Genomic DNA, 26,398 nt, shown 5'->3' on the forward strand with positions numbered 1-26,398 from the left:
GCCATGGAAACCATCATCCTCTTCGCGCCACTCGTCGGCGCCATCATCTGCGGCTTCGGCTGGCGGATCGTTGGCGAGAAGGCGGGCATGGTCATTGCCACGGGCTTGCTGTTTTTGTCGGCCATCCTGAGCTGGATCGTCTTCTTCAGCTTCGACGGGCAGACCGAGCAGATCACCATCATGCGGTGGATCGAGAGCGGGAGCCTGAGCACCGATTGGGCGATCCGGTTGGACCGGTTGACGGCGATCATGCTGATCGTGGTGACCACCGTCTCCAGCCTCGTGCACCTTTATTCCTTTGGCTACATGGCCCATGACGAGCACTTCCGCGAGGGAGAGAGCTATCGGCCGCGCTTCTTTGCCTACCTGTCGTTCTTCACCTTTGCGATGCTGGCGCTGGTGACCGCCGACAACCTCGTGCAGATGTTCTTCGGCTGGGAAGGCGTGGGCGTGGCCTCGTATCTGCTGATCGGCTTTTACATCCGCAAGCCGAGCGCGGGCGCGGCCTCGATCAAGGCTTTCGTGGTCAACCGGGTGGGCGACTTTGGCTTTGCCCTCGGCATCTTCGGGCTGTTCTTCCTGACCGACAGCATCGACTTTGACGTGATCTTTGCCTCGGCGCCCGAGCTGGCCGAAACCAACATCACCTTCCTCTGGACGGAGTGGAACGCGGCCAACCTGCTGGGCTTCCTGCTGTTCGTCGGCGCGATGGGCAAATCGGCCCAGCTGTTCCTGCACACATGGCTGCCGGACGCGATGGAAGGCCCGACCCCGGTGTCGGCGCTGATCCACGCGGCAACGATGGTGACGGCGGGGGTCTTCCTCGTGTGCCGGATGTCGCCGCTCTATGAGTTTGCGCCCGATGCGGCCACCTTCATCGTTTACATCGGTGCCTTCACCGCCTTCTTCGCGGCGACGGTGGGGCTGGTGCAGAACGACATCAAGCGCGTGATCGCCTATTCGACCTGTTCGCAGCTTGGCTACATGTTCGTGGCCGCTGGCGTGGGCATGTATTCGGCGGCGATGTTCCACCTCTTCACCCACGCCTTCTTCAAGGCGATGCTCTTCCTTGGTGCGGGCTCCGTGATCCACGGGATGCACCATGAGCAGGACATGCGGAACTATGGCGGGCTGAAAGACAAGCTGCCGGTGACCTTCTGGGCGATGATGATCGGCACGCTGGCGATTACCGGGGTGGGCATTCCGCTGACCTATATCGGCTTTGCCGGCTTCCTCTCCAAGGATGCGATCATCGAGAGCGCCTTTGCGGCGGGCACGCCTGCCGGGCAGCTCGGCTTCTGGCTGCTGGTGATCGCGGCGGCGATGACGAGCTTCTACTCCTGGCGGCTCATCTTCATGACCTTCTTTGGCAAGCCGCGTGGCGACAAGCACACCCACGAGCACGCCCATGAGAGCCCGATGACCATGCTGGTGCCGCTTGGCGTGCTGGCGCTTGGGGCGATCTTTGCGGGCATGATCTGGATGAGCAGCTTCTTTGGGCACACCGATCAGGTGGCGAAGTTCTATGGCATTCCGCTGGCCGGGGAGGCCCATGTCTCGGAAGAAGGCCACGGCGCGGCCGATGAGCACGGCGAAGAGGCTGCCGCTGCCGAGGAGCATAGCGACGAGGCCACCGAGATGGCCACCAGCCCCGAAGACGTGGAAGTGGTTGTGACCGACGATCACGGCGCGGATGCCGAGCACCATGCGGCCTTTGGCGGCAACCCCGGTGACGGCGCGCTCTACTTCGGCCCCGAGAACACCATTTTGGACGACGCGCATAACGTGCCGAAATGGGTGAAGCTCTCGCCCTTCCTCGCGATGCTCTTTGGCCTCGGCATGGCTTGGGTGTTCTACATCCGCCGCCCCGAGACTCCGAAGCAGCTGGCCGAGAACCAGCCGATCCTTTACCGCTTCCTGCTTAACAAGTGGTACTTCGACGAGATCTATGACGTGATCTTCGTGAAGCCCGCACAGCGGCTCGGCAACTTCCTTTGGAAGAAGGGGGATGCCGGCACCATTGACGGCGGGATCAACGGGCTTGCCCTGGGGATCATCCCCTTCTTCACCCGGCTCGCGGGCCGCGCACAATCCGGCTACATCTTTGCCTATGCGGCGGCGATGGTGCTGGGGATCGTGGTGCTTGTCACCTGGATGTCTATCACCGGAGGGGCCAACTGATGGACAACCTGCTCTCTATCATCACCTTCATCCCGGCCATCGCGGCGGTGATCCTCGCGCTGTTCCTGCGTGGCGACGACGCGGCGGCCCAGAAGAATGCCAAGTGGCTGGCGCTCATTGCCACCGGCGCGACCTTCATCGTGTCGCTCTTCCTGATCGCCCAGTTCGACCCGGCTGACACCGGCTTCCAGTTTGTGGAAGAGCGCGAGTGGCTGATGGGGCTGAAGTACAAGATGGGCGTCGACGGCATTTCGGTGCTCTTCGTCATGCTCACCACCTTCCTGATGCCGCTGACCATCTGGTCGGCGTGGAATGTGAAGGTGCGGGTGAAGGAATACATGATTGCCTTCCTGCTGCTGGAAACGCTGATGCTTGGCGTTTTCTGCGCGCTCGATCTGGTGCTGTTCTACCTGTTCTTCGAGGCGGGGCTGATCCCGATGTTCCTGATCATCGGGATCTGGGGCGGGGCGAACCGGATTTATGCGGCGTTCAAGTTCTTCCTCTACACCTTCCTCGGCTCGGTCCTGATGCTGGTGGCGATGATTGCGATGTATGTGGATGCGGGCACGACCGACATTGCCCAGCTGTTGCAGCACAACTTCTCGACCGGAACGATGAGCCTGTTCGGCTTCCAGATCGTCGGGGGCCTGCAGACGCTGCTGTTCCTCGCCTTCTTTGCCAGCTTTGCGGTGAAAATGCCGATGTGGCCGGTGCACACCTGGCTGCCGGATGCGCACGTTCAGGCGCCCACGGCGGGTTCGGTCGTGCTGGCGGCGATCCTGCTGAAGATGGGGGGCTATGGCTTCCTGCGCTTCTCGCTGCCGATGTTCCCGGTGGGCTCGGATGTTTTGGCCCCGCTTGTCTTTTGGATGAGCGCCATCGCCATCGTCTACACCTCGCTGGTGGCGCTGGCGCAGGAGGACATGAAGAAGCTGATCGCCTACTCCTCGGTGGCTCACATGGGCTATGTGACCATGGGTATCTTTGCCGCCAACCAGCAGGGGATTGACGGTGCGATCTTCCAGATGATCAGCCACGGCTTCATCTCGGGCGCGCTCTTCCTTATCGTCGGCGTGATCTACGACCGGATGCACACCCGCGAGATTGACGCCTATGGTGGCCTCATCAACCGGATGCCGGCCTATGCGCTGATCTTCTGCTTCTTCACCATGGCCAACGTGGGCCTGCCGGGCACCTCTGGGTTTATCGGCGAGTTCCTCGTGCTGATGGGCATCTTCCAGGTGAACACATGGGTGGCGCTCTTTGCGACCTCGGGCGTGATCCTCAGCGCGGCCTATGCGCTTTGGCTATACCGCCGGGTGGTGCTGGGCGACCTGATCAAGGAGAGCCTGAAGACGATCACCGACATGTCTCGCCGCGAGCGCGCGATCTTTGCGCCGCTGGTGGTGATGACCCTGTTGCTGGGTGTCTACCCGGCGCTGGTGACCGATATCATCGGCCCCTCGGTGGAGGCGCTGGTGGGTAAATACGAGACGGCCGTGGCGGACTTCAGCCCCACGACCCAAGTGGCGGAAACGGGAGACCACTGATGATTTCGACCGATCTAGCCATTCTCCTGCCGGAGATCTTCCTTTCGCTCTTCGCGATGGCTGCGCTGATTGGCGCCGTCTACACCGAGAAGGACGGCATGGCCGGCACGCTCACATGGGCGGCCAGCGCGGTGATGATTGCCGTGGCCGTCTGGGTGCTGATGTCGGGCGGGAATGACCGCACGGCCTTTGGCGGCCTCTTCATTGACGATGGCTTTGCCCGCTATGCCAAGGTGGTGATCCTCCTTAGCGCGGCCTGCGTGCTGATGATGAGCCAGGAGTTCATGGCGCGCCGTGGCTTGCTGAAGTTTGAATACCCGGTGCTGGTGGTGTTGGCGGTTGTCGGCATGATGCTGATGGTGTCGGCGGGCGACCTGATGGCGCTTTACATGGGGCTTGAGCTGCAATCGCTGGCGCTCTACGTGGTGGCCGCGATCCGGCGCGACGGCGTGAAATCCACCGAAGCCGGCCTGAAATACTTCGTTCTGGGCGCATTGTCTTCGGGCCTGCTCCTCTATGGCGCGTCGCTGACCTATGGCTACGCGGGCACCACGCAGTTTGCCGGGATCATCGCGGCGGCGGGCGAGGGCGAGATGCCGCTTGGCCTGCTTATTGGCCTTGTCTTCATCATCTCGGGCCTCGCTTTCAAGATCAGCGCCGTGCCGTTCCACATGTGGACGCCGGACGTGTACGAGGGCGCGCCGACGCCGATCACAGCCTTCTTTGCAACGGCGCCCAAGGTGGCGGCGATGGCGCTGTTTGCCCGCGTTCTGCATGATGCCTTCGGCAATGCCACCGGCGACTGGGCCCAGATCCTTGCGCTGCTGGCGGTGCTGTCGATGTTCCTTGGCTCCATCGCCGCTGTTGGGCAACGCGACATCAAGCGGCTGATGGCCTATTCCTCCATCGCCCATATGGGCTACGCGCTTGTGGGGCTCGCCTCGGGCACCGAGCAGGGCGTGACGGCGATGCTGATTTACATGGCGATCTATGTGACCATGAACATCGGCACCTTCGCCTTCATCCTCAGCATGGAGCGCGACGGGCGGCACATCACCGCGATTGACAGCATGCGTCAGCTTGGCAGCCGGGAGCCCGTAAAGGCGCTGGCGCTGCTGGTGCTGATGTTCTCCCTCGCGGGCGTTCCGCCGCTGCTTGGCTTCTTCGGCAAGTTCGCCGTGCTGCGGGCCGCAGTGGATGCCGATATGGCGTGGCTTGCGGTGGCCGGTGCGGTGGCCAGCGTGATTGGCGCCTTCTACTACCTGCGGATCGTTTACTACATGTATTTCGGCGAAGAGAGCGTGGAGCCGGTGGAGGGCCATATGAGCCCGCTGACCTTTGGCTTCCTCGTGGCTTCGGCGGCGATCATGGTGCTCGGTATCGTCAATCTCTTCGGGGTGGACGGCTACGCGGCGGCGGCGGCGGCGACACTTGTCAACTGACGCGGGCCGGATCGTTCTTCCGAGCTGTCCTTCAACGATGATGGTGGCCCGCGATGGTTTTGCGGGCTACGCGGGGCCGGTCTGGGTGCTGGCCCATCGCCAGACCGGCGGGCACGGGCGGCGCGGGCGGCCTTGGGCGAACCCGGAGGGGGCCTTCACGGCAACATTGGCGCTGCCAAACCCCGGCACGGCGCAGGCGGCGGCGCAACGCAGCTTTGTGGCGGCGCTGGCGCTGTTTGATGCCTTTGTCGCAGTCACCGGGCGACCTGATGGGCTTTCGCTGAAATGGCCGAATGATGTGCTGCTGAATGGCGGCAAGGTGGCGGGCATTTTGCTGGAGAGCCTCGGGCCACGGCCTGATGGCACGCTGGACGGGCTGTTGGTTGGCATTGGCGTCAACCTGATTGAACCGCCCGATGTGGGTGAGGTGGAGCCCGGAGCGGTGCGGCCGGTGGCCTTGGCGCAGGAAGCCGGGGTGCGGGTGACGCCGGAGGAGTTTCTGGACGCTCTGGCCCCTGCCTACGCCCGCCATGAGGCCAGCTTTGCCACCCATGGCTTTGCCCCCATCCGCCGCGCATGGCTCGACCGGGCGGCGCGGCTGGGCGAGGTGATCACGGCGCGGCTGCCCGGCGAGGCGCTGACCGGCACCTTCAAAACCATCGACGAAATGGGCTACCTTCAGCTTCAAACCAAGACCGGCCTGCGCGGCATCGCGGCGGGCGAGGTCTTTTTCTGAGAGGGGCGGGCATGCTGCTTTGCATCGACTGCGGTAACACCAACACGGTGTTTTCGATTTGGGACGGGACGCGCTTTGTGGCGACCCTGCGCACCTCATCCGAGCATCAGCGCACGGCGGATCAGTATTGGGTGTGGTTCAGCCAGTTGATGGAGCATCGCAAGGTGGCGGTGGATATCGACGCGGTCATTATCTCTTCGACGGTGCCGCGCGTGGTGTTCAACCTGCGGGTCTTCTCGGACCGTTACTTCAACTGCCGCCCGATGGTGGTGGGCAAGCCGGAATGCGCCTTGCCGGTGCCGCCCCGGGTGGATGCAGGCGTGGCCGTGGGGCCGGACAGGCTGGTGAACACGGCGGGTGCCTTTGACCGGCACGGGGGCGACCTGATTGTGGTGGATTTTGGCACTGCGACCACCTTTGACGTGGTGGCCGAGGATGGCGCCTATGTGGGCGGGGTCATTGCGCCGGGCGTCAACCTTTCCCTCGAAGCGCTGCACATGGCCGCCGCCGCCCTGCCGCATGTGGATGTAACCAAGCCCGAGCGGGTGATTGGCACCAATACGGTGGCCTGCATGCAATCTGGCGTGTTCTGGGGCTATGTCGGCCTCGTCAACGGCATTTGCGACCAGATCAAGGGTGAATACGGGCGCGAGATGCGGGTGATCGCCACCGGTGGCCTTGCGCCGCTGTTCCAGATGGGCCATGCCCGCTTTGACGCGTTTGAAGACGATCTGACAATGCATGGGCTGACAGTGATCCATGCGCATAACCAGAGGCTTAGTGAATGAGCAAAGAACGGCTGATCTATCTCCCCCTCGGCGGGGCCGGGGAAGTGGGGATGAATGCCTATGTCTACGGCTACGGCAAGCCGGGGGCGGAGCGGCTGATCCTTGTCGATATCGGCGTGACCTTCCCCGATATGGACGGCACCCCGGGGGTGGATCTGATCTTTCCCGACATGACATGGCTGAAGGAAAACCGCGACCGGCTGGACGCGATCTTTATCACCCACGGCCATGAAGACCATGTGGGCGGCATTGGCCACTTCTGGGCCGATCTGCGCGCGCCGGTCTACTGCCGCCGCTTCACCGCGGCGCTGGCGGTGCGGAAGATGGATGAGCAGGGGCAGGACGTGGAGCATGTGAATGCGGTCGGCCCTTACCCGGAGATGATCGAGGCGGGGCCGTTCAAGGTGTCTTTCCTGCCGGTCAGCCACTCGATCCCCGAAAGCTCGGGGCTGGTGATCGACAGCCCGGCGGGCCGGGTGGTGCACACTGGCGACTTCAAGCTCGACGGCAACCCCGTGGTGGGTGAGGCCTTTGACCCGGAGCTTTGGAACGAGGTTGCCAAGCCCGGCGTGCAGGCGCTGACCTGCGACAGCACGAACATCATGAGCCCGCATCCGAGCCGCTCGGAGGCCACGCTGCCGCCGGCGATCATCGACCTCGTGGAAAAGGCGGAGGGCATGATTGTTTGCACCACCTTTGCCTCCAACGTGGCGCGGGTGAAGACTCTGGCCGAGGCGGGCGCAAAGGCGGGCCGGTCGGTTTGCTTGCTGGGCCGCGCGATGAAGCGGATGGTATCGGTGGCGATTGACACCGGCGTGCTGGAGAAGTTTCCGCACACGGTGACGCCCGAGGAGGCGGTGGATATTCCGCGCGAGAACCTCATGCTGATCGTGACCGGCTCGCAGGGCGAGCGGCGGGCTGCATCGGCGCAGCTGGCGCGCGGCAAATTTTTGGGGCTGACGATGAAGGAGGGCGATACCTTCCTGTTTTCGTCCAAGACGATTCCGGGCAACGAGCGCGGCGTGCTGCGCATCGTCAACTCCTTCTCGGAGATGGGCGTGGATGTGATCGACGACCGGAGTGATCTTTATCACGTGTCCGGCCATGCCAACCGGCCTGACCTTGAAGCGATGCACGACCTGATGCACCCGAAGATTCTGGTGCCGATGCATGGCGAGCACCGGATGCTGCGCGAGCATGCGAAGGTGGGGGAGGCCAAGGGCATTCCGTCGATCGTGGCGGTGAACGGCTCGATGGTGGACCTGACCGGGCCGAAGCCCGAGATCGTGGAATACATCGAGACCGGGCGGACCTATCTGGATGGCTCGGTCAAGATTGGCGCGCTCGATGGCGTGGTGCGCGACCGGATCCGGGTGGCGCTGAACGGCCAGGTGTTTTTGACGCTGATCCTTGACGAAAACGACGAGCCGCTGGGCGAGCCCTGGGCAGAGCTGGTTGGCTTGCCGGAAACGGGCCGCTCGCGCGCGCCGCTTGTGGAGCTGATCGAAGCGGCGGCGGACGGCTTTATGGGCCGGGCCGATGACAAGGTGCTGACCGATGACGACAAGCTGGAAGAGGGCTTGCGGCGCGTGGTGCGGCAGACGGCTGTGGAAGAGATCGGCAAGAAGCCCGAGGTTGTGATTGTTATCAGCCGGTTGAGCTGAGGGGAGCGGCGGGCGCGGGCTTGTCTCCCGCCCGCTTCGACCAGCCCCGCGCTCGCGACAGGTGGGGCAGATCGGGGCGCAGAACGCGTTGCGCCGAAGGCGGATTAGGCCTTCGGCGCGGTCATTCTCACAACGATAACTGTTGAGGGCCCTGCCACCAAAGGGGGCAGGGTGCCCTGCGTCAGCTTGTCGGGTCGGGTGATTCGGAGCGGTCTTCGAAGCTGCGGGCGATGAAGTCCGGCAAGTGATCGCCCAGGCCTTGGGGCGTGTTGCCGCCGCCACGCTCAGAGCGATCACCGCCACGGTCGCTGCGACCACGGCCACCGCGGGAGCGGCGGCGCGGTTCGCGGGGTTCTTCTGGCGCAGGCTCGGCAGCGGGCGCTGCCGCGGGCTCTTCAGCCGCAGGTGCTTCAGCCGGGGCCTCTTCAGGCGTTTCTTCTTTTTTGCGGCGCGACCGGGTGCGGGTGCGCTTGGGCTTTTCTTCGGTTGCCTCGGCCTCTGGCTCGGCTTTCGGGGCCGGGGTGCCTGCGGGGGCATCGAGGCGGGGGATCTCGCTTTGCACGAGGCGCTCGATATCGCCCAGATTGCGCTCATCGGCGGGCGAGCAGATCATCAGCGCGGTGCCGGAGCGCCCGGCGCGGCCGGTGCGGCCAATGCGGTGCACATAGTCTTCGGCGTGGCTGGGCACGTCGTAGTTGAGAACGTGGGACACTGCCGGGATGTCGAGCCCGCGGGCGGCGACATCGGAGGCCACAAGAAAGCGGATCGTGCCATCGCGGAAGCCCGCGAGGGTTTTCATCCGCTGGGATTGGTCAAGGTCGCCGTGGATCGGCTCGGCATTATAGCCGTTTTTCTTCAGCGACTTGGCGACCACATCCACATCGACCTTGCGGTTGCAGAAGATGATCGCGTTGGTGCAGGCCTCGCCTTCGCCGTCGATCATCTCGCGCAGAACCTTGCGCTTTTCGGTGGCGGCGCGGTCGCGGCGGGAGGGTTTGAACATCAGCACGCCCTGCTTGATGTTCTCGCCGGTTGTCGCGGCGCGGGCCACTTCGACCTTCTCGGGATTGGAGAGGAAGGTGTTGGTGATCCGCTCGATCTCGGGCGCCATGGTGGCGGAGAAGAACAGGGTTTGCCGGGTGAAGGGCGTGAGCTGGAAGATCTTTTCGATGTCGGGGATGAAGCCCATGTCGAGCATCCGGTCGGCCTCGTCGACCACCATGATCTGCACGCCGGTCAGCAGCAGTTTGCCGCGCTCGAAATGGTCGAGCAGGCGGCCGGGGGTGGCGATGAGCACGTCAACGCCACGGTCGATCAGCTTGTCTTGCTCGCCGAAGGAGACGCCGCCGATGAGCAGGGCCTTGGTGAGCTTGGTGTGCTGGGCGTAGATGTCGAAGTTCTCGGCCACCTGAGCGGCGAGTTCGCGGGTCGGGGCCAGCACGAGGGAGCGCGGCATCCGCGCACGGGCGCGGCCACGCTTGAGCAGCGAGATCATTGGCAGGGTGAAGCTGGCGGTCTTGCCGGTGCCGGTCTGGGCGATGCCGAGCACGTCGCGCCCTTCGAGCGCGGGCGGAATCGCACCGGCCTGAATGGGGGTGGGGGTTTCGTAGCCGGCATCTTCGACGGCTTTAAGGACCTTTGGGTCCAGCTTCAGGTCACTGAATTTTGTCATGTACGTCCGTATCTTGCGAAGGTCATCCTTCGCGGGATTGGGACGCAGTCATCGGGCGCCCCGCGCGTGCCGCCACGCGCATCGTGGGGCTTGGCGCGACCTAGCGCAGATTTTGGCCGAGGTCAATCAGGCGACGCCGTGGCGGGCGAGGAAGGCATCGACGGCTTGCGTATAGGCACCGCCCATGCCGAGGGCGGTGTTGATGGCGGCGTGGGAGTAATCGAGCTCAAGCACCTCGGCCTCGACCTTCCGGGCCTTGGCGGCGCGGGCGAAGTTGCGGGCCGCCGAGAGGGCCGCGCGGCGCTTGGTGGAGGCGACGAGCAGAAAGGGCGTGGCGGTGGGGCCGAGGCGGGCGTAGGGCGAGGCTTCCTCCCAGAAGGCGCGGCTGGTGCCGAAAGCGCGGGTGTGGAGGCGGCTTGGCCTGCGGGCCATGGTGCGCGCGGTGTCATAAACTGCCGAGTCCAGTGCGACGGTGGCGCGCCAACGCTTTGCGCCCCAGCGGCGGGCAAGGCCCGGGTCGGCGCCGAGCAGCGCCACCAGATGCGCCCCGGCGGAGTGGCCCATGAGCGCAAGGCGGTTTGGGTCGCCCCCCCAACCGGGCGCGCTTTGCTGAATGTGTGAGAGGGCGCGGGCAAGGTCGGCGGCCTGCTGCATCGGGTCGGCCTCGGGCAGGAGGCGGGTGTTGACGGAGACGAAGCCCACACCGCGCCCGTTCCAATGGGTGGATTTGGCTTTCCAGACATTCTCGTTGGCCTTGTCGCCAAAGGCCCAGCCGCCGCCGTGGAGAAACACGATGAGCGGCGCGGCAGAGGCGCCCTCGGGCATGTAGACGTCGTAGCGCTGGAGGGCATGCGGGCCATAGGGCACATCGCGCCGGAGGGTGGTGCCCGCGTGGGCGGGCAGGGCCGGGGCGGCTGCGAAGGCGGCGAGGCTGGCAAGGGCGGTGCGGCGTGTGAGTATGGGCATCTGATCTGTCTCCTCATTGCATTCTACGCACTCGGACGCAGATGCCCACGCGCTCACGGAAAGGTTTGTTGGCCTGCGGCGGGGATGCGCCAATCTTACGGTCATGCTGACACGCCGCACTCTGCTCGCCGCCCCCGCCTGCCTGTTTCTGCTGCCGTCCCGGCCCGCGCGTGCAGGTTTGGGGGAGGCGGTTGAACGGGCGCGGGGATTTGAAAACCTGCACAGCCTGATCGTGCAGCGCAGCGGTGTGCGCGAGGTGGAGGAAGTGCTGCGCGGGCCGGCAGCTTCGCGGCCCGTCAACGTGAAGTCGGTCTCAAAAACGCTGGTGGCCACCTTGCTGGGCTGTGCGGTGGACCGGGGCGAGGTGCCGGGCGTTGGGGCCGCTTTGGGTGAGGTTGCGCCTGGCCTGATACCGGCGGGCGCGGCGGAGGCGGTGGCGCTGATTACGCTGGAAGATCTGGTGACGCTGCGGGCCGGGTTGGAGCGCACCTCGGGCCCGAACTATGGCGCGTGGGTTTCGAGCCGCGACTGGGTTGCCGATGCACTGGGCCGCGAGATGGTGGCCGCGCCGGGGGGGCGGATGCTGTATTCGACCGGCTCGACCCATGTGCTCGGCGCGGTGCTGGCGGAGGTGTCTAGCCAGAGCCTGCTGGCGTTGATGCGCGAGAGGCTGGGCGCGGTGCTGGGCGAGGTGCCGGCCTGGACGCGTGATCCGCAGGGGCGTTACCTCGGTGGCAACGAAATGGCCGTCAGCCCGGACGGGCTCACGCGGTTTGGCGAGATGATCCGCGCAGGTGGGCTGTGGGAGGGCGAGCGGCTGGTGAGCGCGGAGTGGATCGCGGCGAGCCTTGTGGCGCGAACACGCTCGCCGTGGTCTGGCCTTGGCTATGGGTACGGGTGGTTTTTGGGGCAGGCGGCGGGGCGCAGCTATGCGCTGGCGCGGGGCTACGGCGGGCAGGTGCTGGCGGTTTGCCCGGAGGCTGAGGTGGTGATTGCCATCACCTCCGACCCGACCCAGCCTGCGCGAAGCGGTGGGTACTTTGGCCAGTTGCAGACGCTTGTCGAGGATATCCTATCCACCGGCTGATCCGGCGGCAGAGAGCCGCCGGACCGCGGATTGGCGCTACTTTCTGTAGTTCAGCACGTTCCATGTGCCGTATTGGGCGAAGAGGCTCAGCTCCAGCCCCGGGGTGACGGGGATGCCCACGTTCATGATCGACGGCTTTTTGCCCTTGGCCGGCATGTTGTTGGCGATCTCGCGGGCCTTCTTGGCCACTTCAGCGTAATCATCCAGCTCCATCTTGGACGCCTGTTTGAGGGCGCCTGCCGTGAGGCCTTTGCTATCTGCCAGCTTCTTGATGACCTTGGCCATCTTTTGCGACTTGCCGAGCGCCTTGATGATGCCGCCCCATTTGGCACCGATCGAGATGTTGAAATCCCACCCCGAGGTGGAATGGCCATGCAACTTCCACGGGTCGGGGACGTTGGAGATGACGTAGAAATCAAGGCCGATGCCGCCGCCGAGGCCGGGGCCCCATCTGTTGCGGACGCTCTCGATCTCGAAGTAGGATTTGTGGCTGTCGAGGGAGTAAAAGGTGCCGTACATGGTGTTGCGGCCCCAGATAACGGCATGGCCGCCGAAGCTGCCGGCGAGGCCGAACCAGATTCCTGAACTCATGGGAATGTCCTTTCATTTTAAAATTACTTGTTTCCCCTGCCGCCGAAAAAGGCGGGAGAAGGGGTGCCGGAGCGGATCCGTCAGGGGCAAACTGGGGGCCTGAAGCAACCATAATGTTGCTGGGGCCTCCGCCAGAGCGGACCGCGCGATGTCAAATGACGTCGCGTCAATAAATTAAGCATTACTGGCCGCGAATCAAGCCGTCAGACCATCATTTCCTTGGTCGCGGTGAGCTTCACATCGGGGTAGTCGCGTTCCACCCGGTCGATATCCCATTGCAGGCGGGTGAGATAGACGAGGTCGCCGTCGTTGTCTTCGCCCATGTGCTGCTTGTTGGCGGCGGCAAACTTCTCCACGGCGTCTTTCGGGCCGTTGACCCAGCGGGCCGAGGTGAATTGCGAGGGCTCGAAGCGGACCGGGAGGCCGTATTCCATCTCGATGCGGCTTGCCAGAACCTCGAATTGCAGCTGCCCGACGACGCCGACGATAAAGCCCGAGCCGAAGGTGGGCTTGAACACTTTGGCGGCGCCTTCTTCGGCGAATTGCATCAGCGCCTTGTCGAGGTGTTTGGCCTTCATCGGGTCGCCCGCGCGGCAGTTTTGCAGCAGTTCGGGCGCGAAGGAGGGGATGCCGGTGACCTTGAGGGCCTCGCCTTCGGTGAGCGTGTCGCCGATGCGCAACTGGCCGTGGTTGGGAATGCCGATGATGTCACCCGCCCAAGCCTCTTCGGCCAGTTCACGGTCGGAGGCGAGGAAGAGCACGGGGCTGCTCACGGCCATTGGCTTTTTGGTGCGCACATGGGTCAGCTTCATGCCGCGCTGGAAGTGGCCGGAGGCGAGGCGGAGGAAGGCCACGCGGTCCCGGTGCTTTGGGTCCATGTTCGCCTGAACCTTGAAGACAAAGCCGGAAACCTTTGTTTCTTCTGGTGAAATCTGGCGCGGCTCGGCGCTTTGGGGCTGCGGCTCGGGGCCGTATTCGGCGATGCCGTCCATCAGCTCTTTCACGCCGAAGCTGTTGATCGCGGAGCCGAACCAGATGGGGGTGAGCGTGCCCTCGGCCAGCGCCTGTGGGTCGAGCTTGGGCAGGAGTTCGGAGGCCATTTCGACCTCTTCGAGCAGCTTTTCCAGCAGGTCGGCGGGGATGTGTTCGGCCAGCTTGGGGTCGTCCAGCCCTTCGATCTTGATGCTCTCGGCCACCTTGTTGCGGTCGGCCCTGTCCATCAGTTCCAGCCGGTTGTGGATCATGTCGTAGCAGCCGAGGAAATCGCGGCCAACGCCGATGGGCCAGCTTGCGGGCGTCACGTCGATCGCCAGCATTTCCTGGATTTCGTCGATGATCTCGAAGGTGTCGCGGCTCTCGCGGTCCATCTTGTTACAGAAGGTCAGGATCGGCAGGTCGCGCAGGCGGCAGACCTCGAAGAGCTTTTGCGTCTGGCTCTCCACGCCCTTGGCACCGTCGATCACCATCACAGCAGCGTCCACCGCCGTCAGGGTGCGGTAGGTGTCTTCGGAGAAGTCGCTGTGGCCGGGTGTGTCGACGAGGTTGAAGCGGTAGTTGCCGAAGTCGAAAGACATCGCCGAAGCCGAAACGGAAATGCCCCGGTCTTTCTCCATCTGCATGAAGTCCGAGCGGGTGCGCCGCGCTTCGCCCTTGGCGCGCACTTGTCCGGCCATTTGGATTGCGCCGCCATAGAGCAGGAACTTCTCGGTGAGAGTCGTCTTGCCGGCGTCGGGGTGCGAAATGATCGCAAAGGTCCGGCGGCGGGCGATTTCTGGGGGCAGGGCGGGGCGATTGGTGGACATGGCCGCGCGTATATCAGAGCCGGGGGGAACGGCAAGATGGGCTGGGCGTTGGGCCATGAAGGAGACAGACATGGCACAAAGAGAAGAGCCCGGCCCGAGCGTGAAGGACGACGACACCTATGAGGCCCTGCGCGACAAGGGGTACAGCAAGGAGAAGTCGGCGCGGATCGCAAATGCGCAAGCCAATGACGCCATGGAGCCCAGCAAGAAGGGCGGGAAGGCACCGCCCTATGAGGAGTGGACGGCGCAGGAGCTGTATGACCGCGCCAAGGAGCTGGATATTTCCGGACGCAGCGAGATGACCAAGGATGAGTTGATCGAGGCGCTGCGGGGGTAGTGACCACGCGGGGCCGCAGATGCTCAAGAAGCCCGTTCGTGGCTCCTCCTAGCCGTCCGGTTCGAAGCTGTAGAGGACCGCGACGGGGAGGTGGGCGTGCCAGACGCCCTGGTTGTCTGTCCAGTTTCGGGCGGCATGCCAGATGCGCTTCCAAGGATCGCAGATCATCGCCGTATGTGGCCAGCGGTTGGGATGATTGGGCATTTTCATCGGGATATCACCGATGGCTACCAGCGCGTGCGTGGCAAACTGGCTATCCATGGCAATCCAATGCACAGGACCGATCTTCTTGGGCGCGTTCTTGCGCAGATAAACCATGGCGAGGCAGGACTGCTCGTCGCAGTTGCCCATGCCGCCTTCCAGCGCTTTCTTGGCAACTATGTTCACGCGGGCTTCGATCTGGGCGAAGCTGGTGTAATTGTCGGGTGTGCCACGGCGCTGAAGGTAGAGGGACGGGCCGAGCAGCTTTTCACTGACGCCACGGTTGGTGGACTGAATGTGCAGGCTGTTGACGTATTGCACGCCCTTACGGGCCCATTCGTAGCGCAGCGCGGCCAATTCTTTGTCTTCGTCGGAAAGGTCTTTGAAATTCATGAAGTCGTCTCTCAATGATACGGCGCAAGTGGCGCGGGTGCTACCTGAGGGCAGGCCGTGAAATGAAGGTGGGCCCCAATTGCCCAGCGGAACCACCAATCCGCAGCCACCCGCCGCGTTCCGCCCTTAATCAATGACGCAAGGGCAGCAGATTGGCAGGCTAAGTGTCAATTGTTTGCAGGGCGGGTTTTCGGATGGAAAAGCGGGCTGTGGTCCCGTAATGCCAAGCCCGCTTCTACGGGCAGTGTTGCCGTTGCGGAAACTTTTTCGGTTGGGAAATCAGCTTTTCGGCGCGTTGGACCAGATTTTTGGCCCCGTTTTGGCGGGGCGGGCACGGTGCGACTCGATCAGCTGGTCGATGGCGCGGCGCGTGACGTGCCGGTGCTCGGGCGATAAGCCCAGCGAGGCGACCATCTTCCAGTGGCCATACATCAGGCAGACGAAGAGGTAGGACAGCTCCTGCGCGCTCTGGGTGCTCAGCTCTGGGTATTCCAGCTCCAGCTCGTGTGACAGCACCTGGCCGAGCAGGGAATATTGGCTGCGCAGGTTGGTGCGGATGCGAGGGTGGCCCGCCGAGAGCGACATCAGCGCATCGTACACCTGATCGTCGCGGGGTTTGAGATTGCCCTCGATCATGTCGAAGTAGAAATCGAAGAAGCAGCGCAGGCGGGCCGCGCCTTCGCGCTTCATCACCTCGGAGATCAGCGCTTCGCGGTAGAGCCCGGCCAGATGGTCGCAAAGGTCGATCATCAGGTCTTCGGGGTCGGGGTAGTGGTAGCGGATCAGCTGACGTGAGAGGGCCCCTCGGCTGGCGATGGCATCATAGGAGAGCATCGGCAGGCCCTCGGCCGTGAGCGCGTCGAAGGCTGCCAAAAGGATCTCGCCCTTTCGGTTGGTCGGTTCCGCTTTCATTGCTCCTCCCTTCCCCAAGGTGTCGCGAGAAAAAGGATAGCAACGGCGGGCGCCGGGAAAAAAGCTGTATAAATGGCTAACGCCCCGCACTGCCCTTGAAGATCTTGCGGCGCTTCTCGGGGTCTATCAGGTCGCCCGAAAGCTCGGTGCCGAAGGCGGGGGTATGAGCAAGGTCGCCCAGCTCTGCGGCGATGCCGGCGGCGATCTCGCCGGGCAGGCTTTGGCGGGTGTCTGGCGAAAGCTCCAGCGATTCCACGGGGATACACTCGGCGTAAATGACCTCGTGGTGATCGAACACCAGCGTGTAGTAGTCAACAAACCCGCCCTTGCGGATAAAGACCGCATCGTCATCCACCAGCAGCGCGGCCTTCACCAGCATCTCGGCAGTTTCTGTCACCCGGTCGGCCCCGCGTTGGTAGACGAAGAGGCGTTGGTGCTGGCTCAGGATAAGATCGGCGGCGTTGCCGAGGGTGTCTTTTGCGATGACGACGGGCGCGTAGGCCCCGACGGCCCGCACTGTTTGGTGGCCGATCCAGCGCACGGGCTGCGCGCCGTGGTCGCGGGTCAGCACACGCTCGCCGGGCGCCAGCTCTTCCACCGGCTTTTGCGCACCGGAGGCGAGGGTGATTGCGGTGCCTCGGGCGAAGGCGAAGGAGGTGAGATCGGAAAGCTGCACCTCGCCCGGGTCTTCGGAGACACCGATGAGGGTGTAATCCACCCGTGGCTCCATAGGCTGAAGCGGCAGGATATGGCGCGAGAGGCCCTCTTTGGCGGGCAGTTCAACCACCAGCAGATCCATCCCGCCGCCGTCGCCGCCCATGAAGGTGAGCCGCCCGGCGAGGGTGACGGCATCACCCGCGTTGCCCAGTTCGGAGCCGCTGGCCACCCGGTGCTGGCCGCCTTCGGTGATCAGCGCCAGTTTGGCCACGCTTGCCTCTTCGTCCAGCGCGTAGACATCGCCTTCGCAGAGTTCATCCAGCTCGCCCAGCTCATCGCCGAGGTTGGCACCGGAGGTGACTCGCAGATCGCCGCCGTTAAACAGGTGGCAATCATAGCTCGCACGGCGGGCGGCCCGCTCACGCGGGGGGGCAGGCTTGGAAGAAGGGTCGTTTAGCGGCGTGGTCATCTGGTCTCGGAATACCTTCAAAGAAAGACGGAGCCATGCCCCGCTACACATAATGCCACCACCTGCGCAAAGAGATAGTGCCGGGGTGACCTTGTGGTCAACCAAATGGCGGGCTTCACCGCAGGATGTGGCAATTGTGCAGGGTCGCAATTAACAAGGACGTAACGCCGGGGCCGGAAGGCCGCCCGGGCGCGGTGCTGGCGAATCGCCGGGCGGCGCGCGAGGGTGCGGCGCAATGACAGCAGGGAGACATGCGATGGATCTGGGAATTTCAGGCAAACGGGCCTTGGTGGCCGCCTCGTCGAAGGGCCTCGGGCTTGGATGCGCACGGGCGCTGGCCGAAGCGGGCTGTAGCCTGGTGATGAATGCGCGCGGCGCAGAGGCGCTGGAGGCCAGTGCAGAGGCGATCCGCAAGGATTTTGGCGTGGAGGTCGAAACCGTGGCCTGCGACGTGACCACCCAAGAGGGCCGGGCCAAGCTGCTGGGCGCAGCGGGCACGGTGGAAATTTTGGTCACCAATGCCGGTGGCCCGCCGCCCGGCATGTGGCAGGACTGGGACAGGGATGATTTTATCGCCGCGCTGGATGCCAACATGCTCACCCCCATCGCGCTGATGCAGGCGGCCCTCCCGGGCATGATGGAGCGCAAGTGGGGCAAGGTGGTGAACATCACCAGCCAATCGGTGAAGAGCCCGATTGCGGTGCTGGGACTCTCCAACTCTGCCCGCGCCGGGCTGACGGGCTTTGTGGCCGGCACCGCGCGACAGGTGGCGGAATATGGCATTAACATCAACAACCTACTCCCCGGAATTCATGCAACAGACCGGGCGGAATCGCTCGACAAGGGTGTGTGCGAGAAGGAGGGGATCACCATGGAAGAGGCCCGCGCGCGGCGGTCTTCGACCATACCTGCGGGCCGCTATGGCACGCCGGAAGAGTTTGGCCAGACCTGTGCCTTCCTGTGCTCGAAATATGCAGGCTACATGGTGGGGCAGAACATTCTGCTGGATGGCGGCTCGCTGAACTACACGCTGGCCTGACGTGCCTGACTTGCCCGGCCTGAGACGGGCTGCTACCACCGCCCGCAACCCGATGCTTTTGCTCGGGTAACGGAAGGCGGGGACTTGGGCGAGAGCGACCGGATTGAGGTGCAGAACCTGACGCGCCGCCTTGGCGGGCGGGCGGTGGTGCGTGATCTGTCGCTGCAACTGGCGCCGGGGCAGGTGACCTGCCTGCTCGGCCCCTCCGGCTGCGGCAAGTCAACCACCTTGCGGATGATCGCGGGCGTCGACCGGCCCGATGAAGGGCGTGTGCTGGCAGAAGGCACCGTGCTTTCGGACCAGTCGACCTTCGTGCCGCCGGAAGAGCGCAATATTGGCCTGATGTTTCAGGATTTTGCGCTGTTTCCGCATTTGACGGTGGCCAAGAACGTGGCTTTCGGGCTGAAGCGCGGCGCGGCGCGCGGGCGGGTGGGCGAGCTGTTAGAGCGGGTCGGGCTGGCCAGCCATGCGGAGGCTTATCCACATGAGCTTTCGGGCGGGGAGCAACAGCGTGTGGCGCTGGCCCGCGCCTTGGCCCCACGGCCGCGGGTGATGCTGATGGACGAGCCATTCTCGGGGCTCGACATGCGGCTGCGCGATGAGATCCGCGACCAGACGCTGAGCGTGTTGAAGGAAGAGGGCACGGCGGTGCTGCTTGTCACCCATGAGCCCGATGAGGCGATGCGGATGGCCGATGAAATCCTGCTGATGCGCGATGGGGTGATTGTGCAGCGGGGCGCTCCCTATACGATCTATAACAACCCAGGTGACCGGAAGGCCGCTGCTTTTTTCAGTGATATCAATATTCTGAGGGGCAAAGTTGAAGGCGCGTTGACGGAAACACCCTTTGGCTCTTTCCTCGCGCCGGGTGTGCCGGATGGGCAGGAGGTGGAGATTGTCTTTCGCCCGCAGCACCTGACCATCGACTTTGACCGCGGCGGGCGCGGGCCGAACCCGACGGAGAGCCACGGGATGCCTGCACGGGGCGTGGTGGAGCGGGCGCGCTTTATGGGGCGCGAGAGCCTTGTGGAGTTGAAGATGGACCATGATGGGCAGGTGCTTCGGGCGACGATTCCCTCGGTTTTCCTGCCCAAGCCGGGCACTGTGCTGTGGCTCACCATTCGGCGCGACAGGTGCTTTCTGTTTCCTCTGCGCACCGATTGAGGGCACCGCTGCGGCCAAGTGACCGCGAGAATTGCCCAATCGTGATGTAAAGGCCCCTTTCGCCCGGGCCGGAAACTCCATAAATAGGGGCGACTTCTCGGGGTGTCTCGACCCCCGTGGCAAGGCTTCAGGGATCAAAGGACGGGCAAATCATGCAAGCGATGTTCATCACCAATATCCCCCCGGTCGGATGGCTTCTTATTGCCGTCGTGGTGCTGGTGCTCTTCGGGCGCGGCAAGATCTCTTCGCTGATGGGCGAAGTGGGCAAGGGGATCACCTCGTTCAAGAAGGGCGTTTCGGAAGGCACGAAAGAGCTGGACGAAGCCGATGCGGCCGCCGCGCGCGACGTGACGCCGGAAGAGAAAGACAAGGCCTGATAGGGCTTTAGGGGTCGCAAAATGGGCTGGAGCGAGCTTCTGCTGATTGGCGTCGTGGCGCTGATCGTGGTGGGTCCGAAGGACTTGCCGGTGATGTTCCAGTCGCTTGGCAAAATGACGGCCAAGGTGAAGCGGATGGCGCGGGAATTTTCGCGCGCCATGGAAGATGCCGCTGACAGCACTGGCATGAAGGACGTGGCCAGCGACCTCAACAAGACGATGAACCCCAAGTCGATGGGGATCGACAAGCTGCGCGACGCCGCCGACCGCTTTGACAAGTGGGAGCCCGGCAAGAAAGACGCGGCGAAGAAAGACCTTGGCCCCGAAACCCAAAAGCTCTCGGAAGAGCGGGCGGAGGCCAAGCGCAAGATTCACGACGCCAGCGCCAAGGCCGCTGAAGAGCGTAAGGCGCGGGAGGCGGCTGCGGCGGCCTCGGAGGCGGCGGAGCTTTCGGACGAGCCGGACTTTGATGAAGAGATGGTTAACGGGGCGGACGCCCCTGCGCCTGCTGAGCCGGACACAAAAGCTGCCATGAAATCAGAGACGAAGCCCGGCGCACCGGGCGATGCGGGTGTGAGCTGAACGGATGAGTCAGGCAGAAGAGAACCTCGACGATAGCTCCGCGCCGCTCATTGAGCATCTGGCCGAGTTGCGCACCCGGCTGATCCGCTCGGCGATTGCCTTCATCATTGCCGTTTTCATCTGCTTCTATTTTGCAGGCCAGATTTTCGATTTCCTTAAGCAGCCGGTCTGCCATGCGATGGCGGAGCGGATGCAGGCCTGTAACCTGCAGATGATCCGGTTGCAGGACGGGTTCTTTGTGCAGATCCGCATTGCCATGCTGGCCGGTTTCGCGCTGGCCTTTCCGGTGATCGGCTTCCAGCTCTGGCGGTTTGTGGCCCCTGGGCTCTATCGCAATGAGCGCTCGGCTTTCCTGCCCTTCATGATCGCCTCGCCGGCGATGTTCCTGCTGGGCGCGGCCTTTTGCTATTACATCGTGATCCCGCTGGCCTACGACTTTTTCCTTGGGTTCCAAGACTTTGGCGGGGCCGCCCCGACGGGTGCGGAGACCGCTGACGAGGGGCAGGTTGTGGCGGGGTCCGGATCTGTGGTGTTTCAGGGCTCCATCTCGGAATACCTCTCGCTCACCATCACCTTCGTCATGGCCTTTGGTGTCTGCTTCCAACTGCCCGTTCTGCTGACACTGCTGGGGAAGGCAGGGCTGGTGAGCGCAGCCGGGCTGGCGGCGGTGCGCAAATATGCGGTTGTGGCGATCCTCGTGCTGGCGGGCATTGTGACGCCGCCGGATATCTTTACCCAAGTCATTCTGTTTGTTGCGGTTTACGGGCTCTACGAGGTGTCGATCTTCCTCGTGGCACGGGTGGAGCGCAGGCGGACGGCGCGGCTGCGGGCTGAAGGCATCTTGGATGAGGATGAAGAGTTTTGAGCGTGGACGACCCGATGGACCGGATTGCCGCCGCGCTGGAGCGGATGGCACCGCCCCCGCTGAAAGACCCTGACTTTACAAGCGCTTCGGCCTTTCTATGGCACGCGGATCCGGATTCGCTGGAGCCGGTGGAGCAGGTCAACCGGGTGGATATCAGCCTGCTGATCGGCATTGACCGTTCGCGCGACACGCTGGTGGAAAACACCCGCCAGTTTGCCGCCGGTCTGCCTGCGAACAACGCCTTGCTCTGGGGCTCGCGGGGCATGGGAAAATCCAGCCTTGTCAAAGCGGTACACGCTGCGGTGCAAGCCGATTTTGCCAACCTCAAGCTGATCGAGGTGCAGCGCGAAGACCTGCCCTCCATTGGCCGGTTGCTCGGCCATCTGCGCCGCTCCGAGGCCCGCTTTCTGCTGTTTTGCGATGACCTCTCGTTCAGCCATGATGACGAGCATTACAAATCGCTTAAGGCGGTGCTCGATGGGGGTATCGCCGGGCGGCCTGAGAACGTGGTGTTTTATGCCACTTCCAACCGTCGCCACCTTATGCCGCGCGACATGATCGAGAACGAGCGCTCCACTGCGATCAGCCCAAGCGAGGCGACGGAGGAGAAGGTCTCTCTCAGTGACCGCTTTGGCCTTTGGCTGGGCTTTCATCCCTGCACGCAGGACGAGTATCTCACCATGATTTCAGGCTATTGCGCCGAATACGGCGTGGAGGTGGAGCCCGAGACCCTGCGCGCCGAGGCGATTGAATGGCAGGCCACGCGCGGCGGGCGCTCGGGGCGTGTCGCCTGGCAGTTTTTCACCGATCTGGCGGGGCGGAAGGGCGTGAAGCTCTGAGGCCGGGTGGTGGGCAGATTGCCCACCCTACGGTTAACCTTTGCGGCGTTAACCCGTCAAAAGACGTAGGCCACACCCTATGCACAACTGATGCACATCCCATGCGGACGGGATTTCCGCCTGCATGGTTAAGTTAACGCCCCGTGCGCCGCCACTCAGGGCAGGTAGGGGGCCGGGTCGATGGCCTGTGTGCCTTTGAGGACGATGAAATTGAGGAAAGCCGGGTTGCCGGGGCTGACCTTGGCGATGGACTGCCCTTTGGACACCTTGTCGCCCTTCTTCACGGTCACGCCGTCGACATTGGCGTAAACCGAGGTGAGCCCGCCGTCGTGCTTGATGCCGACATAGGTCACCTGATCGTCGGTTTTGGTCACGACGAAGACGGTGCCCGCATCAGCGGCCTTCACCGGGCTGCCTGCGCTGGCCGAGAAGTTGACCGACTTGTTGCGCGACGAGAAGACCCGGCTGATCTTGCCGTTGACCGGCGAGGTGAAGCGCGCCGAACTGGCAGAGGCCTGGGTGGCCTGTTTGCCGAGATCGGGGCTTTCGGGCGTGCCGGGCGCGGGCTTGGCCTCGGTCGTCTTGGTTTGCGCCGCGGCGGGTTCGTCCTTGGGCAGCGGTTTGGCGGCCGAGGGCGGCGTTGGCGTTTCGCTGCCCGTGCCGGGCTTGGTGACGGTGGTGGGCTTGGGGCGCGAGGGCGCCTCTGGCGGGATCAGCAGGGTTTGGCCGACGCGCAGAGTGAGCTTGTCATCCAGCCCGTTCCACTCGTCCAGCGCCTTGACCGACACGCCATAGAGGCGGGAGACGGAGTAGGCGGTTTCACCAGCCTTGACCACGTGGCGGACGGGCTCTTGCCCGGTTTGCGGCTTACGGGCCGGGGCGGCGGGGGTGATTGTGCCCTCGGCGCGGGAAATGGCGTTATCGGCCAGCACGGCTACATCAACCTGCTCGGCGGGGCGGATCGGGCCGGTGGTGGGCGCGCCGGTGGAGGGGGAGGGCTCTGCCACGCGGCGGGGCAGCAGCAGCACTTCGCCAGCGTTCAGAGAGGCTCCGGGCGGCACGGCATTGCGCGCGGCCAGCTCGTTTTCGGGGATGCCGACGCGGGCGGCAACGGAGGTGACCGTATCGCCACGCCGGGCCACGGCAACTTGGTAGCCGGGGTAGGAGAGGATGCCGCGATTGTCTGGTGCGGGCCGGGGCTCGGTGGCTTTGCGCGCGGCCTCGCTGGTGTTGAAACCGCCGCCGAAGCCGCGGAAATCGCTATCAAGACTTTCACAGGCGGTGAGGCCGAAGAGGCTCACGGATGCCACGAGAGTTGCGGTGAGACGCATGACGCTCGTTCCCTCAAACTTTTGGGGGTGCCTTATTGCGGCACCTCCCTGACTACTCTTTGCCCAACCCCTCGAGGAGCGGAACGAAACGCACGTCGCGCAGCTCGTCGTAGCGCAGGCCTTCTTCGGTGCGGCGCACACGGATCAGGCTTTGCACCGCGTCCGACTGGCCAACGGGCACCACCATGATACCCCCTATGCGCAGCTGGGCCAAGAGCGGTCCGGGCGGATCTTCGGCGGCGGCTGTCACGATGATCTTGTCGAAGGGCGCATGCTCGGGCAGCCCGTGAGAGCCATCGGCGGTGAAGGTGGTGACATTGGTAAGATCCAGCTCGCGGAACAGCGCCTCGGCGGTGCGGGTAAGGCGGCGGAAACGGTCGACGGTATAGACCCGGCGGGCGAGCATGGCGAGGATCGCGGCCTGGTAGCCAGAGCCGGTGCCGACCTCGAGCACCTTGTCGCGCGGGGTGAGCTGGAGCGCCTGTGTCATCAGGCCGACGATGGAGGGCTGCGAGATGGTCTGGCCGCAGGCGATGGGCAGGGGCGTGTCGTCATAGGCGCGTTCGGAGAACAGGCCCTGCACGAATTGACCGCGGTCAACTTTTTCCATGGCGGAGAGCACCGCCTTGTCGGTGACGCCCCGGGAGCGCAGGGCGAAGAGGAACTGCATCTTGCGTTCCGCTTCCGTGCCCTCGCTCATCCCAGTTTCTCCTGCAAGCGCGCCACCGCATCATGGGCGGTCAGGTCGGCGCGCATGGGGGTGATCGAGATGTGATTGGCGAGGTTGGCCGCGACATCGGTGCCCGGCCCGGTATTTTCGTGCTGGGGGCCGCCCTTGATCCAGAGGAACCGGCGACCGGAGGGGGCGATGTGGGGCTCGACGGAGAAATTCGTTGTTTTCCTGCGGCCTTGCGTGGTGATCTTCAGCTCGCCCGCTTGGGCGGCGGCACAGGGCGGGAAGTTTACGTTGTAGAAGGTGTTGTAGCGCTCGCCCTCCCATTCGCCATGCTCCAGCAGCCAACGCAGGGTGCGGGCGCCGTGGGCGGCGGCGGCTTCGAAGGGATTTTCCAGCTCCACGTTGTCGGGGCCGTAGAACTGCGAAAGCGCCACCGAGCGCACGCCTTGCAGCGCACCTTCCATCGCGCCGCCGATGGTGCCTGAGTAGAGCGTATTTTCGGCGGCGTTGTTGCCCCGGTTGACGCCCGAGAGCACGAGATCAGGGCGCTCGCCTTCGAGCACATCGTAGAGCCCGGCGAGCACACAGTCGGCCGGGCTGCCCTCGGCGGCGAAGCGGCGCTCGCCGAGTTTGGCGATCATGGTGGGGTGGGTGTAGCTGATGCAGTGGCCGACGCCGGATTGCTCGAAGGCGGGCGCCACCACCCAGACTTCGCCGCTTGGCCCGGCGAGATCGGCGGCAATTGCCTCAAGCACCGCCAGCCCCGGCGCGTTGATCCCGTCGTCATTGGTGATGAGAATGCGCATGTTGCCCCGCTTCTTGCCCGTGCCTCCTGCATAGGCGAGCGCCCGCCCGCTCACAAGCGGAAGGCCGCTGCGGCTGGTGCGCGCTGTGGCATTTTCTTGCTGAAAATACTCAAACCGCCGCTTGGCCTCAGGCGATAACCTCGGTGAGCAAGCGGGCGGCTTCATCGGCCGGGCTTGTCAGGGGCGCGCGATCTTCGCCGGGGAAGAAGCGGGCGCGGGTGGCGGTGGGCATGGGCTGGGGCTCCAGCACCACGACGCGGGGGCCGGTCTTGGCGGTTTCGGCCTGCCAGCCGCGCACCAGTGCCATCTGCGCGGCCTTGGTGGTGCCGTAGTGGCCGAAGAACTTTTGCCCACCGCGCGTGTCGTCAAAGAAGGCCGCCGTGCCGGAGCGGGCCAGCAGCAGCGGCTCGACCAGCGAGATCAGTCGCCGGGTGGCGGTGAGGTTGGTGTCGAGGCTCTTTTGCCAGTCTTTCTCGTCCAGATGCGCGGTGGGGCCGAGCGGGGCGGCATGCACGGCGGCGTGGATCCAGAGGTCGATGCCACCCCAGCGGCCCGCGATGGAGCTGACCAGCTGTTCCATGGCCGCTTCCACCCCGATGTCCATCGGCGCGAGCGTGGCGGCTCCGCCTTTGGCGCGGATGCGGTCGTCCAGCTCTTCGAGCGCGCCGGTGGTGCGGGCCACGGCGATGATGTGATGGGATGGGGCCAGTGCCTCGGCGAAGGCGGCGCCGAGGCCGCGGGAGGCCCCGGTGATGAGGGCTGTTTTCTCGGCTGTCTGTGTCATGGGGCCGGGTGTGGCGCGGGGCGCGGGTGTCGTCAAGACCGATCCGTGGTCGCCCCGGGGCTGGCGAGGTGCCGACGATGGGGCGAAGAGGGGCCGGAAAGGCCCCGATGAGGCCCCGCGCGGCGCGGCGCTCAGCCGGGCAGGCTGAGGCGCAGGGGTTTGCCGTCGAGTTTGAGCGTGAGGCTGCGGCTGCCGATGCCGGTCACGGTGCCGCCTGCGGCTTGGGTGCCGAGGGCCACGGTTTCGACCCGGCCCGAGCGGTGGCGCAGGATGGCGCGGCGGGCGTTGGGCTTGCCGATGATGGCAATGAGCGACAGCGCGCCGAGGTCCAGCGCGTTGCGTGTGGTGGCGATCCGGGCGGCCTCTTGCTGGCCTTCTGTCGGTTCGGTCATCTCTCTCTCGTCTCCAAAATGCGGGCGCCCCGGGAGTGACCCGGGGCGCGCAAGCAGGCGGCCTAGCAGGGCGTGTGAGAGAGGGCCAGAGGGAC

The 26,398-nt window shown here is 64.4% G+C and carries 26 protein-coding genes; 14 read left to right on the forward strand and 12 right to left on the reverse strand.

Going from position 1 to position 26,398, the window contains the following annotated elements:
• Positions 1-3 precede the first annotated feature (3 nt).
• From nuoL to FHY55_RS09280, 6 genes are read left to right on the forward strand one after another with little or no spacing between them, the layout of a single operon-like run.
• Positions 4-2,181 carry an NADH-quinone oxidoreductase subunit L gene (nuoL, locus tag FHY55_RS09255; RefSeq protein ID WP_140013920.1) on the forward strand — a complete coding sequence of 726 codons (2,178 nt, stop codon included), beginning with the start codon at positions 4-6 and terminating at the stop codon, positions 2,179-2,181.
• On the forward strand, positions 2,181-3,731 hold the full coding sequence (locus FHY55_RS09260; RefSeq protein WP_140013921.1) for an NADH-quinone oxidoreductase subunit M: 1,551 nt from the start codon (positions 2,181-2,183) through the stop codon (positions 3,729-3,731). The genes nuoL and FHY55_RS09260 overlap by 1 nt, the downstream gene beginning before the upstream one ends.
• The gene (gene nuoN, locus FHY55_RS09265) at positions 3,731-5,173 is read left to right on the forward strand and encodes an NADH-quinone oxidoreductase subunit NuoN (protein WP_140013922.1); all 1,443 of its coding nucleotides are present in this window, start codon (positions 3,731-3,733) and stop codon (positions 5,171-5,173) included. The genes FHY55_RS09260 and nuoN overlap by 1 nt, the downstream gene beginning before the upstream one ends.
• On the forward strand, positions 5,163-5,909 hold the full coding sequence (locus tag FHY55_RS09270; protein ID WP_371707628.1) for a biotin--[acetyl-CoA-carboxylase] ligase: 747 nt from the start codon (positions 5,163-5,165) through the stop codon (positions 5,907-5,909). Before nuoN ends, FHY55_RS09270 begins: the two co-directional genes overlap by 11 nt.
• Before the next feature lie 11 nt (positions 5,910-5,920).
• Positions 5,921-6,697: a type III pantothenate kinase gene (locus FHY55_RS09275; protein ID WP_140013924.1), complete on the forward strand. Its 777-nt coding sequence runs from the start codon at positions 5,921-5,923 to the stop codon at positions 6,695-6,697.
• Positions 6,694-8,361 (forward strand): ribonuclease J, encoded by a 1,668-nt coding sequence (locus FHY55_RS09280; RefSeq protein ID WP_140013925.1) that lies wholly within the window; start codon positions 6,694-6,696, stop codon positions 8,359-8,361. The genes FHY55_RS09275 and FHY55_RS09280 overlap by 4 nt, the downstream gene beginning before the upstream one ends.
• Before the next feature lie 181 nt (positions 8,362-8,542).
• On the opposite strand, the gene FHY55_RS09285 is transcribed toward FHY55_RS09280, so the two are convergent.
• Entirely contained in the window at positions 8,543-10,033 is a 1,491-nt protein-coding gene (locus FHY55_RS09285; RefSeq protein ID WP_140013926.1) for a DEAD/DEAH box helicase, read from the reverse strand.
• A 126-nt stretch (positions 10,034-10,159) separates the two neighbouring features.
• Positions 10,160-10,999, reverse strand: coding sequence for an alpha/beta hydrolase (locus FHY55_RS20925; RefSeq protein ID WP_168222965.1), 840 nt, complete (start codon positions 10,997-10,999; stop codon positions 10,160-10,162).
• A gap of 103 nt (positions 11,000-11,102) precedes the next feature.
• Here FHY55_RS20925 and FHY55_RS09295 point away from each other — a divergent pair, with 103 nt between their 5' ends.
• Positions 11,103-12,086, forward strand: coding sequence for a serine hydrolase (locus tag FHY55_RS09295; RefSeq protein ID WP_140013928.1), 984 nt, complete (start codon positions 11,103-11,105; stop codon positions 12,084-12,086).
• A gap of 36 nt (positions 12,087-12,122) precedes the next feature.
• Here the strand turns inward: FHY55_RS09295 and FHY55_RS09300 are convergent, their stop codons facing one another.
• Positions 12,123-12,677: a hypothetical protein gene (locus FHY55_RS09300; RefSeq protein WP_140013929.1), complete on the reverse strand. Its 555-nt coding sequence runs from the start codon at positions 12,675-12,677 to the stop codon at positions 12,123-12,125.
• A gap of 203 nt (positions 12,678-12,880) precedes the next feature.
• Entirely contained in the window at positions 12,881-14,479 is a 1,599-nt protein-coding gene (locus FHY55_RS09305; protein WP_140013930.1) for a peptide chain release factor 3, read from the reverse strand.
• A gap of 70 nt (positions 14,480-14,549) precedes the next feature.
• On the opposite strand from FHY55_RS09305, the gene FHY55_RS09310 reads away from it, so the two are divergent.
• On the forward strand, positions 14,550-14,816 hold the full coding sequence (locus FHY55_RS09310; protein WP_140013931.1) for a Rho termination factor N-terminal domain-containing protein: 267 nt from the start codon (positions 14,550-14,552) through the stop codon (positions 14,814-14,816).
• 48 nt (positions 14,817-14,864) lie between these two features.
• Here FHY55_RS09310 and FHY55_RS09315 read toward each other — a convergent pair whose 3' ends face one another.
• The 3 genes from FHY55_RS09315 to FHY55_RS09325 all read right to left on the reverse strand — a co-directional run bounded on the left by FHY55_RS09315 (position 14,865) and on the right by FHY55_RS09325 (position 17,448).
• Positions 14,865-15,410, reverse strand: coding sequence for a hypothetical protein (locus FHY55_RS09315; RefSeq protein ID WP_140013932.1), 546 nt, complete (start codon positions 15,408-15,410; stop codon positions 14,865-14,867).
• A gap of 279 nt (positions 15,411-15,689) precedes the next feature.
• Positions 15,690-16,322: a TetR/AcrR family transcriptional regulator gene (locus tag FHY55_RS09320; RefSeq protein ID WP_140013933.1), complete on the reverse strand. Its 633-nt coding sequence runs from the start codon at positions 16,320-16,322 to the stop codon at positions 15,690-15,692.
• Between the two features lie 76 nt (positions 16,323-16,398).
• Positions 16,399-17,448: a Hint domain-containing protein gene (locus FHY55_RS09325; RefSeq protein ID WP_140013934.1), complete on the reverse strand. Its 1,050-nt coding sequence runs from the start codon at positions 17,446-17,448 to the stop codon at positions 16,399-16,401.
• Positions 17,449-17,704: 256 nt separating this feature from the next.
• Here FHY55_RS09325 and FHY55_RS09330 point away from each other — a divergent pair, with 256 nt between their 5' ends.
• The 6 genes from FHY55_RS09330 (at position 17,705) to FHY55_RS09355 (ending at position 22,314) form a co-directional block, all read left to right on the forward strand.
• A complete protein-coding gene (locus FHY55_RS09330) occupies positions 17,705-18,487 on the forward strand; it encodes an SDR family oxidoreductase (protein WP_140013935.1) in 783 nt (260 codons plus the stop codon).
• A gap of 84 nt (positions 18,488-18,571) precedes the next feature.
• The gene (locus FHY55_RS09335) at positions 18,572-19,651 is read left to right on the forward strand and encodes an ABC transporter ATP-binding protein (protein ID WP_254695465.1); all 1,080 of its coding nucleotides are present in this window, start codon (positions 18,572-18,574) and stop codon (positions 19,649-19,651) included.
• Between the two features lie 161 nt (positions 19,652-19,812).
• A complete protein-coding gene (gene tatA / locus FHY55_RS09340) occupies positions 19,813-20,028 on the forward strand; it encodes a twin-arginine translocase TatA/TatE family subunit (RefSeq protein ID WP_140016062.1) in 216 nt (71 codons plus the stop codon).
• A gap of 21 nt (positions 20,029-20,049) precedes the next feature.
• The gene (tatB, locus tag FHY55_RS09345) at positions 20,050-20,610 is read left to right on the forward strand and encodes a Sec-independent protein translocase protein TatB (protein ID WP_140013936.1); all 561 of its coding nucleotides are present in this window, start codon (positions 20,050-20,052) and stop codon (positions 20,608-20,610) included.
• Between the two features lie 4 nt (positions 20,611-20,614).
• Positions 20,615-21,475, forward strand: a complete 861-nt coding sequence (gene tatC, locus FHY55_RS09350; RefSeq protein ID WP_140013937.1) for a twin-arginine translocase subunit TatC — start codon at positions 20,615-20,617, stop codon at positions 21,473-21,475.
• A gap of 2 nt (positions 21,476-21,477) precedes the next feature.
• Positions 21,478-22,314: an ATP-binding protein gene (locus FHY55_RS09355; protein ID WP_254695504.1), complete on the forward strand. Its 837-nt coding sequence runs from the start codon at positions 21,478-21,480 to the stop codon at positions 22,312-22,314.
• 155 nt (positions 22,315-22,469) lie between these two features.
• On the opposite strand, the gene FHY55_RS09360 is transcribed toward FHY55_RS09355, so the two are convergent.
• The 5 genes from FHY55_RS09360 to FHY55_RS09380 form a co-directional block, all read right to left on the reverse strand.
• The gene (locus tag FHY55_RS09360) at positions 22,470-23,645 is read right to left on the reverse strand and encodes a M23 family metallopeptidase (protein ID WP_140013938.1); all 1,176 of its coding nucleotides are present in this window, start codon (positions 23,643-23,645) and stop codon (positions 22,470-22,472) included.
• Between the two features lie 52 nt (positions 23,646-23,697).
• Entirely contained in the window at positions 23,698-24,345 is a 648-nt protein-coding gene (locus FHY55_RS09365) for a protein-L-isoaspartate(D-aspartate) O-methyltransferase (protein WP_140013939.1), read from the reverse strand.
• Positions 24,342-25,127, reverse strand: coding sequence for a 5'/3'-nucleotidase SurE (gene surE, locus FHY55_RS09370; protein ID WP_140013940.1), 786 nt, complete (start codon positions 25,125-25,127; stop codon positions 24,342-24,344). Before surE ends, FHY55_RS09365 begins: the two co-directional genes overlap by 4 nt.
• A gap of 127 nt (positions 25,128-25,254) precedes the next feature.
• Positions 25,255-25,911: an SDR family oxidoreductase gene (locus FHY55_RS09375; RefSeq protein WP_140013941.1), complete on the reverse strand. Its 657-nt coding sequence runs from the start codon at positions 25,909-25,911 to the stop codon at positions 25,255-25,257.
• Between the two features lie 131 nt (positions 25,912-26,042).
• A complete protein-coding gene (locus FHY55_RS09380) occupies positions 26,043-26,303 on the reverse strand; it encodes a hypothetical protein (protein WP_140013942.1) in 261 nt (86 codons plus the stop codon).
• Between the last annotated feature and the right edge of the window lie 95 nt (positions 26,304-26,398).

The sequence above is a fragment of the Oceanicola sp. D3 genome (assembly GCF_006351965.1).
Lineage (GTDB): Bacteria > Pseudomonadota > Alphaproteobacteria > Rhodobacterales > Rhodobacteraceae > Vannielia.

Coding starts and splice junctions, on each gene's coding strand:
- FHY55_RS09260 (WP_140013921.1), top strand. CDS start 2,181: ATGGACAACCTGCTCTCTATCATCACCTTCATCCCGGCCATCGCGGCG.
- FHY55_RS09280 (WP_140013925.1), top strand. CDS start 6,694: ATGAGCAAAGAACGGCTGATCTATCTCCCCCTCGGCGGGGCCGGGGAA.
- FHY55_RS09360 (WP_140013938.1), bottom strand. CDS start 23,645: ATGCGTCTCACCGCAACTCTCGTGGCATCCGTGAGCCTCTTCGGCCTC.
- FHY55_RS09300 (WP_140013929.1), bottom strand. CDS start 12,677: ATGAGTTCAGGAATCTGGTTCGGCCTCGCCGGCAGCTTCGGCGGCCAT.
- FHY55_RS09330 (WP_140013935.1), top strand. CDS start 17,705: ATGGATCTGGGAATTTCAGGCAAACGGGCCTTGGTGGCCGCCTCGTCG.
- FHY55_RS09295 (WP_140013928.1), top strand. CDS start 11,103: ATGCTGACACGCCGCACTCTGCTCGCCGCCCCCGCCTGCCTGTTTCTG.
- FHY55_RS09275 (WP_140013924.1), top strand. CDS start 5,921: ATGCTGCTTTGCATCGACTGCGGTAACACCAACACGGTGTTTTCGATT.
- FHY55_RS09380 (WP_140013942.1), bottom strand. CDS start 26,303: ATGACCGAACCGACAGAAGGCCAGCAAGAGGCCGCCCGGATCGCCACC.
- tatA (WP_140016062.1), top strand. CDS start 19,813: ATGTTCATCACCAATATCCCCCCGGTCGGATGGCTTCTTATTGCCGTC.
- FHY55_RS09375 (WP_140013941.1), bottom strand. CDS start 25,911: ATGACACAGACAGCCGAGAAAACAGCCCTCATCACCGGGGCCTCCCGC.
- FHY55_RS09285 (WP_140013926.1), bottom strand. CDS start 10,033: ATGACAAAATTCAGTGACCTGAAGCTGGACCCAAAGGTCCTTAAAGCC.
- FHY55_RS09305 (WP_140013930.1), bottom strand. CDS start 14,479: ATGTCCACCAATCGCCCCGCCCTGCCCCCAGAAATCGCCCGCCGCCGG.
- FHY55_RS20925 (WP_168222965.1), bottom strand. CDS start 10,999: ATGCCCATACTCACACGCCGCACCGCCCTTGCCAGCCTCGCCGCCTTC.
- FHY55_RS09365 (WP_140013939.1), bottom strand. CDS start 24,345: ATGAGCGAGGGCACGGAAGCGGAACGCAAGATGCAGTTCCTCTTCGCC.
- tatB (WP_140013936.1), top strand. CDS start 20,050: ATGGGCTGGAGCGAGCTTCTGCTGATTGGCGTCGTGGCGCTGATCGTG.
- nuoL (WP_140013920.1), top strand. CDS start 4: ATGGAAACCATCATCCTCTTCGCGCCACTCGTCGGCGCCATCATCTGC.
- FHY55_RS09315 (WP_140013932.1), bottom strand. CDS start 15,410: ATGAATTTCAAAGACCTTTCCGACGAAGACAAAGAATTGGCCGCGCTG.
- tatC (WP_140013937.1), top strand. CDS start 20,615: ATGAGTCAGGCAGAAGAGAACCTCGACGATAGCTCCGCGCCGCTCATT.
- FHY55_RS09325 (WP_140013934.1), bottom strand. CDS start 17,448: ATGACCACGCCGCTAAACGACCCTTCTTCCAAGCCTGCCCCCCCGCGT.
- FHY55_RS09310 (WP_140013931.1), top strand. CDS start 14,550: ATGGCACAAAGAGAAGAGCCCGGCCCGAGCGTGAAGGACGACGACACC.
- nuoN (WP_140013922.1), top strand. CDS start 3,731: ATGATTTCGACCGATCTAGCCATTCTCCTGCCGGAGATCTTCCTTTCG.
- FHY55_RS09320 (WP_140013933.1), bottom strand. CDS start 16,322: ATGAAAGCGGAACCGACCAACCGAAAGGGCGAGATCCTTTTGGCAGCC.
- surE (WP_140013940.1), bottom strand. CDS start 25,127: ATGCGCATTCTCATCACCAATGACGACGGGATCAACGCGCCGGGGCTG.